This is a genomic window from Synechococcus sp. MIT S9220 (assembly GCF_014304815.1).
Taxonomy (GTDB): Bacteria; Cyanobacteriota; Cyanobacteriia; order PCC-6307; family Cyanobiaceae; genus Synechococcus_C.
The window spans coordinates 195,129-205,643 of sequence record NZ_CP047958.1 but is presented as its reverse complement, the minus strand read 5'-3'; the positions used below and the strand labels follow the sequence as shown (position 1 = coordinate 205,643).

The following is a 10,515-nucleotide window of genomic DNA, read 5'->3' as shown; positions in this document are numbered from 1 at the left end:
CAATCATTGTTAAACATTAGGTGTCTATAATTTCTGAGGCTTTCAACAAAAAGCAAGTCTCTGTTGAACGGTTGTGCTGACAGTCAAAAATTGTATTTTCAACAAATCCAACACTCTTAAAAGTATTTAAACTGCGAAGATTTGAGTTAAGAACAGAAGCAGTAATATACATCAGCGACTCAAAGTAGGAGATCGCATAGAGACAAGATTGATTAATAATTAGCTTACCTAAGCCAAGGCCACGATAATTGCGTAAAATAAAAATAGATATAGTAGCAGCTTTATAGTTAGAATCGTAAGTGAAGCGAACTTGACCGGCCATATTGCCATTCAACAATATTATTAATTGAAGACGCTGGGGGTCAACAATTAACTCATCGAACCATTCAGAATGCTCATCCCAAGTCACTTTACTATTCGAACTACCAAGCTTTACAATCTCTGGAATATTTCGCCAATCGTATAGCACTCTTTTATGCTTATTATCAGCTCTAATTAGTGAAATTTTCATTATTACTGGAATACAAGAGTGTTTAATTGAAGCAGCTGAGTGTTAATTGAGTACCTCTGCCCAAGGGTGCCTTTAACGTCAAACCTATTAATAGATCAGAATATGTCGGTGGCAAACCTGTACCTGGGCGATGAAACACTATGTCCTCTTCGCAAATTTTATGACCTTCGGGTAAATCGCGAGAAGCAACACAAGAAAGTCGATATTGTTCCCTAGACCTTAATTCAACAGTTGTTGGTACAATTGAAGAATCACCGAGCATTAACTTTAAAGTATCTATACTTCCAATCATGGTACGTAATTCGTCTGGGTTCATGGAAAACCAATGATCTGGGCCATGTAAATCCTTGTTTAAAGTGAAGTGTTTTTCAATCCAACAAGCACCTAATATTGAAGCACCTAAGGCAGCCGTTAATCCGTCACTATGATCACTAAAGCCAACTGGAAATCCAAAAGCATTTTCAAGGGATCTAATACGTCTAAGATTGACATCTTGTGGGTTCGTAGGATAAGAACTAGTACAATGGAGTAAAATAAGATTAGGATTCTTTGCTATACGAAACTCATTAACAGCTTTATCAATTTCAGACAAAGTAGACATACCGGTAGAAAGAACAACTGTAAGATTAGATTCAGCCATAGCCCTGACTAAAGGAATATTAGTTAAATAATCAGATCCATTTTTAACTATTGAAGAACCAATAGAAATCAGATCATTCAATCCATGGATGCTTGTAGGAGTACTATGAAATAATAGATCGTATTTATCACATTCTTCCTTCAGACGTGAAAGCTGATCAATGGTAAGCTCACATCTTTTGAACATTTCATACTGGGACTCAACAATAATTTTGCCTTGGGATTTATACTCAAACGGTATTGATTTATCAGTGATGAAATCCTCAGTTTTATAATTTTGGAATTTAACAGCCTGCGCGCCAGATTCAGAAGCAGCCGCTATTGTTTCAAAGGCTAAACCCATGTCGCCATTATGGTTAATACCAATTTCCGCAACTATAAGTGGGTTCTTGTAAATTGAGTTTTGTAGCAAAGAGGGCAACATCAGAGAGATTTGAGCAGTTCTTGAGACACCAATTTACATCCTACTCCCTCTAGTATATTAGCAGCATTTTTACTCATACACTTCAGCTGATCAGTATCGCTAAGAAGAGCGAAAAGGCTGTTGAAGAGATTTACGGAAAAGAAGCTATCGTCATTAATAGCAATCGAGGCGTTAGCATCAACTAAAGCAAGTATATTGTTAGATTGATTATCGCCGTTCTTAATAAGAATGGAAGGTAGCTTCAAGCAACATCGCTCCCATGAAGTAAAACCTGCGGAGCCAATAGCTAAGTCCGCTCTTGCAATATGGGAGACGAGGGAAGAAGAGGGATTATGAAAGACAAAATTTGGATGATTCTCATAAGCAGTTAAAACATTTTTATTGTCAAGATCAGCTAGAGGAATGACAATATCGAAACATATAGACAAAAAAGAATCAGATGAAACAACCTGCAAAGTCTTTAAAAGCAAATTGTCAGGATCTGTAGATCCAAAATAGATCAATATTCTCGACAAGAAGTTCCGTATCGGAATACTTGCTCGTATGGATTGATATTCACTAGATAAAAGAGCATACTTAGGTCCACTAAGTATTTCAGTACCATGTTGAGTATGAGAATCATAATGTGTCATTGCAGATTTGCTAACGATATTTTGATCCAAAAGGATATCGCATAAGTAGTCTCGATTGGCCAAGTCATCAATTATCATTATTTTAGGATATTTGATTTTTTTGGCAGAACATAAAGACAGAAATTTAGAGACCCAGACTTTAGAAATCGAATAGTGGTCGATGATAAGAATATCAACGCAGGAGATATTAGACAAAAGAAGGTTATTGAAAGTCTCCGTGGCATCGTCTTCTTCAGAAATACCTAGCGGATCCTTGGATATCAACGAACTATCTGATAGTGTGTAATCACGCGAAGATTTAAGCGGAATAAATTTAAATTCAAACTGTAATTTATTTATAAGAGGGAATTCAGTTTGCGAATAAACGAAAAATGACTGAACACCATTGGTCTTCAAATAAGTTGCGAGGTTAAAGCACCTTGATAAGTGACCGCTACCAACCACTTCATTGGCATCACATCTAAATACAGCCGTTATCATTGGCTGCTACGAAAAGGCATAAAGGCCTCAGCCGCCTCTATACCGACTTGGGAGCCTCTATATCTAGCAAGGTGCTCTACTGCCTTTATCGAACGACTATGGAGCCATTCACGCATCTCTTGGGAATATGCAGCAAGATCAGCAACGACAAGAATACTCTGGGAATTCATAATACAAATCAACCCGATGAGAATTTAGCCAAACTAATAACATCAACTCGACTATTGCAGAACAAAGCCTCTAACTTAGACACACTTTCTACATGAAAACCAGCTTTTTGAAACGCTTTCAAACTACCAATGTTATTCGTATAAATTCCAGCTGTAATTTTAAACAGATCAAGGCTTTCAAAAGCCCAATTTGTTGCTGTCAAAATTGATTCAGTCGCGTAGCCTTTCCCCCAACAATCCTTTTCTCCAATCAAGAGTCCAATACTCGAGACGTTATGATACTTATTTATAGGACCAATTTTGATGTTTCCGATATGTCGGTTAGATTGAGCCAAATAAATAGCAAACCATGCAAAACTGCCACTTTTTATAGCAAGATCGTAATATTCTCTAAGAGATTCAAAGGTGTGGTCGGTGAATCGTGATTCAAGAAACTGATTAACATCAGTATCATTCATCCACTTCAAATAAGACACAGTAATGTTATGTGTGCCAAAGGGACGAAGAACAAGCCTGTTTGAGAATATATCTTGCATTTACCTTAATTAAGTCGAGCAAAACCAGAAATAGCAGGTCTACTTTTAAGTAGAGATTTAATAGATACTTCTCCTGTCTCACAGAGAGCAATATTAGCGAATGATTTTTCAAGATATGACAAGTAAGTATTTACTATATCTTGAGTATGTGCAGTTGAGACATAGCAACAATCAGAAGCCAAGAAGCCTTCCTTTAAAAGCTCTTGAGAGATATATGTGGTATAGAAGCGAGATTTTTCACTTTTGAAGCTGAATGAAGGCAAGGGGTTGATACCTGTAATATCAATATCTAGTTGATATTTAGCAGCCAGGCTTTTCCATGATGCTTTTAAGTCTTTGCCTACTTGAGAAATATAATCCCAAGATTGTTCAGACTCCATTATGTCTAATGTAGCCAAGGCAGCAGAGGGGCCAATCCGCTCTGTCCAAAAGGTACTACTAATAAATGTATCTTGCGCTGCCTGCATAACAGCTTCCTTGCCAATTACAGCGGTAATCGCGTAACCATTACCTAAAGCCTTGCCAAACATAGCGATGTCAGGAGTAACGCCATACTTCAAGTGAAGCCCACCGAAGCATTCCCTAAAACCAGATGTGCACTCATCAAATATGAGGATAGTATTATTTTTATCACACAAACTACGCACGGATTCTAAGAATCCAGGCTCAGGTGGAAATGATCTTTCAACTTCCATTTTAACTGCCGCAAGTTTATTGTCAGAAAAGATAGCTTCTAATTGTTCAATTTTATTATATTCGAAAGGTATAGATGTACCTTTAAGAACAGAGGGAACACCGCTAATCTCCAAACCTCTCATCAAATGTCCTTTCAATCCGGTCGGCGAAGACAAATTGGTAGACAAATACCAATCATGCCAACCGTGATATCCGCATATGGCAACTTTATCCCGACCAGTAGCAGCCCTAGCAATACGTATAGCAATAGCATTTGCTTCACCACCACTCCGAGCAAACTTAACCATGTCAGACCAGGGGTGAATGTCTACCAGCCTTTGTGCTAAATAAACTTCTTCTGGACAATTCAACGTTGACATATTTCCATTCTTCACAGAGTTTAAAACAGCATCATCAACCTCGGCACGACCGTACCCCAGGATATTTGTGCCAATTCCCATAATTGACATATCAGTGAACTTGTTATGATCTAAGTCCCAAACATTACAACCCTTAGCCTTTGAAAAATACGCAGGCCAATGATCAGGTAAATACCGATCAGGTTGCTTGGAGAGAAGCATATTTCCTCCAGGTATTAGTTGCTTAGCTCTTTTCCAAAGTTTTTGACCTTGACTTGTATTTGCACCTTCATTTCTAACATGCATCAGATTGTGTCTAAAAATAGGATGATCATCACGTATCAGTTTAAGAATATCATGATAAGAGATTTCAGATAAGGGGCCTGCCAAGTCACTTAACTGACGAATAACGCAAAGATCTTCGGGTTCATCGATAGTTAGTCGAAATTCAGAATTATCATTTGATGCAGACATGTTGACTTGTCGAAATAAATCACTGTTCCTTATAAATTCAGTTGGGTGAAAATAGAATTGAGAATTTTTGGCGAGTGGTAGAGAGCGATAAAAAGCCGACTTTGTCAATAATTCAAAATCTAAACCGTCTGGGTAGGTTGGAGGATTAACGTTAGAAAGATAATCAGGTGTTTCACATTGAAATAATTCAAAACCAGAGTCGATAAGGCTGCTATCAATCAATGGGCAGTCGCCTGTTACTCTACATAATAAATCATTTTGTGCAATATTCGCAGCAAGCTCGAATCGGTCAAGTAGATCTTCTTTGGATCCTCGAATAACCCTTAGGCCAAGAGATCTTGCAAAATTTGATAATGAGTCATCAGAAATGTCATCAGTTGTCGCAAGAATAATGTCATTGATATATTTTGATTTATTTAATCTGGATACAATAATCTCTAATACACATAAACTCCCAATTTTCGCAAATATTTTTCGCGGAAGACGTGAAGAATTTGTTCTGGCTTGCAAGATCACAGACAGATTTTCAAAAGTCGGAGAGTAGGCTTGATCATTCATAATTCAAGCATTTACGAGTGCTTTTGAAATAGACAAAGAATCATCTAAAGTGGAAAAATGTTTTATATCAAAAGATGAATCTATAAAGTGATTAAATTGCGCCTCAAAAGAAGTATCATTAGCTACAAACTGCCTATTTGAGTGCGAAGCCGAAATTCCATCATCGTGGTCGTAACACACACTTATAAGAACATTTGTAGAATCCTTGCCAATTTCAAATGAGCTAAACGTGCCACATTCTGCGACTATATTCATTTCTCTAATCTTGACGTCAGAATTATAATCAAAAGTGTGAAAGGTTTTAGAGCCTCCATGATGATTTACATGCAAAGAATAGTGCAAGTCAACTGTATTAGAAATATGAGTCTTCGAGGTAATGATTTCCAAAGATTCAATTTGTCCAAATATACTAGAAGCAATATCTAGCTCATGAATACAATCAAAAGCCAAGGGATATCTGTACATCAAGTCAGGATCAAAAATATAGTTTTTTCTCCATTTAGGCCCCCTCATCCTTCTTAAGGAATGAGAAAACCTGAAAAATCCTGATTTTGCATCTTTAAGAATATCGGTATATTCACCTGAGAGTATCCCTAGTGAAGTAGAGAATCTGCGTGGACTTGATACGACTGTTTTGCCAGATAATTTTGAGTTGCACTCTATCATCTGTTGGCACTTATTAACTTCATTAAGACTAATAGCTAACGGTTTTTCAACAAGAATTTTCTTTGCCACAGACTGATAAAAGTCAAGTTTGTCTACATGTGTCCCTGTAGGAGAGCAGATAAATACATAATCATAGGTAATTGATTTTGAATATAATTCATTTATAAATAGACAATTAGATGGCAATGAGCAGTGGCTTGGATTTATATACGGGTCATATATATGTACGTCACATAGCTTTCCTAGCATTTGAACATATTTCTTTCCAATAGATCCAAAGCCATCTACTAAAACTAACATCTTTAATCAAAATTGAATATCTTCGATTCTAATGACCGAGTCTTTCTCGAGATTATTCGCCGTTTTGAGGGAGCGGATAGATTCAAACTCAGCCGGGGAAATACCAATACCGGGTCGTCGAAACTCGACATTAATCTCTGCTACACACGTTCCTTTTGAGTAGGACTGGGTCACGTAGGGACTTCTTCTAACCATTTTGCGGTTGAGTTTTTGATCTAAAGATATTAATCGATTGTCAGATCCAAGAGCATTTTCTATATCACGAATGCGTTTAATAAAAGAAGTCATTTCTGGTGGCTCTAGTGAAAAAATATGTTCAACACTTTTTGTGGTTCTGTCTAAAGTAATAGTCTTTTCAATCATATTTACTCCTAATGCAACAGCTGCTATATCCATATCAGCATCTGGCGTATGGTCAGAATATGCAATCGGATAATTAGGAAAGGTTTCGCGTAAAGTAGGGATCATTCTCAAACAAATACTAGGTATTCTTGCAGGATATCCACTAGGGCATTGATGTATTATAATTGAATTACATCCTTCGTCTTCAAGGATTTTAACTGCGTTGATAATTTCGGGCAGTTCAGAACTACCTGTGTCTAATTGAACATTTAAACCTGATCTTGCGGCTAACCTCAAAAGGGGATAATGATCTACATCAGCGGAAGCTATTTTAACGGAATCGCATTTAATGTCTTGCAATAATTTAAGATCTTCTTCAAAACCTATAGTTGCAAAAAATGCAAGGTCAAGATTATCTGCTTCTTTCTTAACGACTTTCCATTCATCTTGAGTGAGACATCTACGTAACAATAGATCGTAAAGAGGCTCACTAATATCTTCTGTTTGACCCGTATTTTTATCTTTTAAAATTGAATACTTAAATAATTGATTTTTATCGCTAACAAGTTTATCAGGATCAAAAATTTGAAACTTAATGGCATCAGCATTAGCTTTTGCAGCTTCTCTTACAAGAGCTATTGCAGATTCAATGCCATTATGGGTAGGACCTGCCTCATAAGTAATAAATACTGGTTGATTATCTCCAATAACCTTATTGGCGACTTTTAAATTACGCTGTAAATTCATGAGATTTAAAATAATGTGAGTGATTTTTTTAATGTAATTATAACACGTTCTTGGTCTTCAAGGGATAGTCCTGGGTAGATTGGCAATGAAAGTGAGCTATGAGAAAATTCTTCAGATGCCGGAAACTGGCCCAATCTAAAGCCTAATCGTAAATAAAAAGGCTGCGTATGCACCGGAATATAATGAAGTTGGACTCCGATATTGTTGGAGCGCATGAAATTAAAAATATGGTTATATCTTCTACTGTCGCAGTCAGAGATGCGTACCACTGAAAGATGAAGGGCTGAATATACCTTTTGAGGGATTTCCAGCATTTGCAGCTGGTCATGCTCATTCAATAATGAAAGATAATTTTGATAAATTTTATTTCGGCAATCGACGTATCTCTTTAGTTTTTTGATTTGACTAAGTCCTAGAGCTGCTTCGATGTCATTCATTCTATAATTAAATCCTAGATATTGCTGTTCATATCTCCAATCACCAGGGGATGAATCTTCAAAATCTTCGGAAATTTTTGTTATTCCATGTGATCGCAATAAACGTATTTTTTTTGCTAAAGAAAAGGATTTTGTTGCGACAGCTCCTCCTTCCCCGCAGGTTATTATCTTAACAGGGTGAAAACTAAATACTGTCGCATCGCTAAATTTACACGCCCCTACTGGGCTGCCGTTATAACTTCCTCCAATAGCATGACTAGCATCTTCAACTACGAAAAATTGGTATTGCTTGCTAAGCCGTGAAATTGACTCCATGTCACAGCTAGTGCCCGCGTAATGAACTACAACTATTGCTTTTGGCAAGCAACAACGTTCTTCTGCAATTTTTAACTTCTCTTCTAATTTTTCAATTGAGATTAAACCTGTGCGTAGATTGATATCTACAAAATCGACCTTAGCCCCACAATATAAAGCACAGTTGGCAGATGCTACAAAGGTATTTGGGGTAGTCCACAGAATGTCGCCTGGACCGATACCTAAGGCTAAACACGTCAGGTGCAAACCGCTGGTTGCGCTATTAAGAGCGACTACGTAGTCTGACGAAATAAAGTTTGCAAGTTCATCCTCAAATTCCTTAACCTTCGGACCTTGAGTAAGAGCTGATCCACGTAAAACATTTAGAACGGCATCAAGATCATCTTCATCGATCAAGTGTTTGCCGTAAGGAAGATGAGCCGAATTAATTTCCATATAAATGCAACCTAAACAGGTCTAAAGTTTGGATCCACATGGAGTTGAATCAAAGATCTAATCTCATCAACAGTTAAAAACTCCGGATTAGTTCCCGAATTATAGCTAAATCCTTCATCTACTCTGTCCAGCTGCAATCCCTTCTCACGAAAGGGATCAACTGCATTAGCACCAGGAGGTAATATCACATAATACTTCCCGTTATCAAATGTAGTCGGACTATCAGCCGCAGTTATCATTTCCTCATGTATTTTCTCTCCTGCTCTTATGCCTACTAGTTTTTTTTCGCAACTTGGAGCTATAGCGTTAGCCAAATCTAAGATCTTGTAGCTAGGAATCTTTGGTACATATATTTCAGAACCAATTGCATTTTTTAAAGACCATAAGACCATATCAACTCCTTCTTTTAGTGAGATATTAAAACGTGTCATAGATTGATCTGTTATGGGGATGACACCGGTTTTTGCTTTATCAATGAAGAAGGGAATAACTGAACCACGAGAGCCCATTACATTCCCATATCGCACTACGGAAAATTTAATAGTAGGTCTACCTTTCATATTATTAGCAGCTACAAAAAGCTTGTCAGAACAAAGCTTTGTAGCGCCATAGAGGTTAATAGGTGCAGATGCTTTATCAGTGCTTAAAGCAACAACCCTCTCTACATCTGTATCTAAACAAGCTTGTACGATATTCTCTGCCCCAAGGACATTAGTCCTAATGAATTCAATTGGATTATATTCAGCAGCTGGAACTTGCTTTAAAGCTGCTGCATGAACAACAGTGTCAATCCCACTGAGAGCTAATCGCAACCTTGCCTGATCTCTTATATCACCTAAAAAAAATCGTAATTGTGGGTACTTAGTTGATGGGTATAACTGCTGAAGCTCCCATTGCTTTAGTTCATCTCTACTGAAAATAACAATTCTTTTTATATCTGGCCAATCGGACAATATTCTTGCCAGAAATGCTCTTCCAAAACTTCCGGTACCGCCAGTAATAAGTATTTTAGACGAAGAATCAAATGGCATTGAGCAAAAGCAGTGAATTTCACCAGTAGTAGCCTAGATTGCAATATTACCATTGCATGCATGCCTTTAAAGCAATTGTTATTGTTAGCTCAAATCTGAATAAATTAAAAGCATTTTTAATTATTTTTTAAGATTTTTCCTTTATTGATTAATAGCATTATTTTTTCTTTTTGTTTCACGGCTAAGCGCTTGCATTAGTTACGTCTTTATACGCCCTAACGATCACAACTACTTACGCATTAAATATGCCAGCCAAACTTCAGCGTCAACAATTTAATTCCACTCTCTAATGCATTTTCGAAACCTGAAATTGACCAACCAAAGGCTTTATCTGTTAAATTTAAAAAATACTGCAAATCCCTTGCCACGGCGTAGTTTATTTGTCAAATAATAATTGCCAAGGGGGAAATTTGCGGCCCGAGGATCATCTTTTGCTGGAAGTTCTTCTTGATTGGTTTTCATCGACATAGGTTCGATCTAGAATAAATGATAACTTCAGCTCTACCAAAGCGATTTAATTACAAAGCCGCTTTATTGGCGGGCATTATTCCTGACTAGGACTTTTAGAGATAACGACTCGTAGTTCGCAAAGGTGGCATACGTGCTTCACATTCTTGGGGAAATATTAAGTGACGTTCTCTCCTTAGATTGGTCAAATGGATCACCAATACATTTTACGTGGTTGAAACGTCGGGAAATCGGTGCGAGAACCTCTGCGCTCCTTGGACTTGAAGTGATGTTCAGCAGCCCAGAGATCCCGAGACTCTCAGGTGCTCTCTTGCTA

At 37.4% G+C, this 10,515-nt stretch carries 9 protein-coding genes; all 9 read right to left on the bottom strand.

What is annotated here, in order from left to right; translation table 11 throughout:
- Nucleotides 1-16 precede the first annotated feature (16 nt).
- Complete coding sequence (locus SynMITS9220_RS00950; protein WP_186990120.1) at nt 17-511, bottom strand: GNAT family N-acetyltransferase; 495 nt, start codon at nt 509-511, stop codon at nt 17-19.
- A gap of 22 nt (nt 512-533) precedes the next feature.
- Nucleotides 534-1,574 carry an N-acetylneuraminate synthase family protein gene (locus SynMITS9220_RS00945; RefSeq protein ID WP_186990118.1) on the bottom strand — a complete coding sequence of 347 codons (1,041 nt, stop codon included), beginning with the start codon at nt 1,572-1,574 and terminating at the stop codon, nt 534-536.
- The gene (gene pseG / locus SynMITS9220_RS00940; RefSeq protein WP_186990116.1) at nt 1,574-2,686 is read right to left on the bottom strand and encodes a UDP-2,4-diacetamido-2,4,6-trideoxy-beta-L-altropyranose hydrolase; all 1,113 of its coding nucleotides are present in this window, start codon (nt 2,684-2,686) and stop codon (nt 1,574-1,576) included. Before pseG ends, SynMITS9220_RS00945 begins: the two co-directional genes overlap by 1 nt.
- Before the next feature lie 178 nt (nt 2,687-2,864).
- Entirely contained in the window at nt 2,865-3,392 is a 528-nt protein-coding gene (locus tag SynMITS9220_RS00935; protein ID WP_186990114.1) for a GNAT family N-acetyltransferase, read from the bottom strand.
- A gap of 5 nt (nt 3,393-3,397) precedes the next feature.
- On the bottom strand, nt 3,398-5,458 hold the full coding sequence (locus SynMITS9220_RS00930) for an aminotransferase class III-fold pyridoxal phosphate-dependent enzyme (RefSeq protein ID WP_186990112.1): 2,061 nt from the start codon (nt 5,456-5,458) through the stop codon (nt 3,398-3,400).
- Between the two features lie 3 nt (nt 5,459-5,461).
- Nucleotides 5,462-6,424, bottom strand: coding sequence for a Gfo/Idh/MocA family oxidoreductase (locus SynMITS9220_RS00925; RefSeq protein ID WP_186990110.1), 963 nt, complete (start codon nt 6,422-6,424; stop codon nt 5,462-5,464).
- Nucleotides 6,425-6,430: 6 nt separating this feature from the next.
- Nucleotides 6,431-7,513, bottom strand: coding sequence for an N-acetylneuraminate synthase family protein (locus tag SynMITS9220_RS00920; protein ID WP_186990108.1), 1,083 nt, complete (start codon nt 7,511-7,513; stop codon nt 6,431-6,433).
- A 5-nt stretch (nt 7,514-7,518) separates the two neighbouring features.
- Complete coding sequence (gene pseC / locus SynMITS9220_RS00915) at nt 7,519-8,700, bottom strand: UDP-4-amino-4,6-dideoxy-N-acetyl-beta-L-altrosamine transaminase (RefSeq protein WP_186990106.1); 1,182 nt, start codon at nt 8,698-8,700, stop codon at nt 7,519-7,521.
- Nucleotides 8,701-8,711: 11 nt separating this feature from the next.
- The gene (gene pseB, locus SynMITS9220_RS00910) at nt 8,712-9,731 is read right to left on the bottom strand and encodes a UDP-N-acetylglucosamine 4,6-dehydratase (inverting) (protein ID WP_186990104.1); all 1,020 of its coding nucleotides are present in this window, start codon (nt 9,729-9,731) and stop codon (nt 8,712-8,714) included.
- Between the last annotated feature and the right edge of the window lie 784 nt (nt 9,732-10,515).

Bases quoted from the DNA above. Each gene is read 5' to 3' on its own strand.
- SynMITS9220_RS00920 (WP_186990108.1), bottom strand. From the start codon at position 7,513: ATGAATTTACAGCGTAATTTAAAAGTCGCCAATAAGGTTATTGGAGAT.
- SynMITS9220_RS00925 (WP_186990110.1), bottom strand. From the start codon at position 6,424: ATGTTAGTTTTAGTAGATGGCTTTGGATCTATTGGAAAGAAATATGTT.
- pseG (WP_186990116.1), bottom strand. From the start codon at position 2,686: ATGATAACGGCTGTATTTAGATGTGATGCCAATGAAGTGGTTGGTAGC.
- SynMITS9220_RS00945 (WP_186990118.1), bottom strand. From the start codon at position 1,574: ATGTTGCCCTCTTTGCTACAAAACTCAATTTACAAGAACCCACTTATA.
- SynMITS9220_RS00950 (WP_186990120.1), bottom strand. From the start codon at position 511: ATGAAAATTTCACTAATTAGAGCTGATAATAAGCATAAAAGAGTGCTA.
- pseB (WP_186990104.1), bottom strand. From the start codon at position 9,731: ATGCCATTTGATTCTTCGTCTAAAATACTTATTACTGGCGGTACCGGA.
- SynMITS9220_RS00930 (WP_186990112.1), bottom strand. From the start codon at position 5,458: ATGAATGATCAAGCCTACTCTCCGACTTTTGAAAATCTGTCTGTGATC.
- pseC (WP_186990106.1), bottom strand. From the start codon at position 8,700: ATGGAAATTAATTCGGCTCATCTTCCTTACGGCAAACACTTGATCGAT.
- SynMITS9220_RS00935 (WP_186990114.1), bottom strand. From the start codon at position 3,392: ATGCAAGATATATTCTCAAACAGGCTTGTTCTTCGTCCCTTTGGCACA.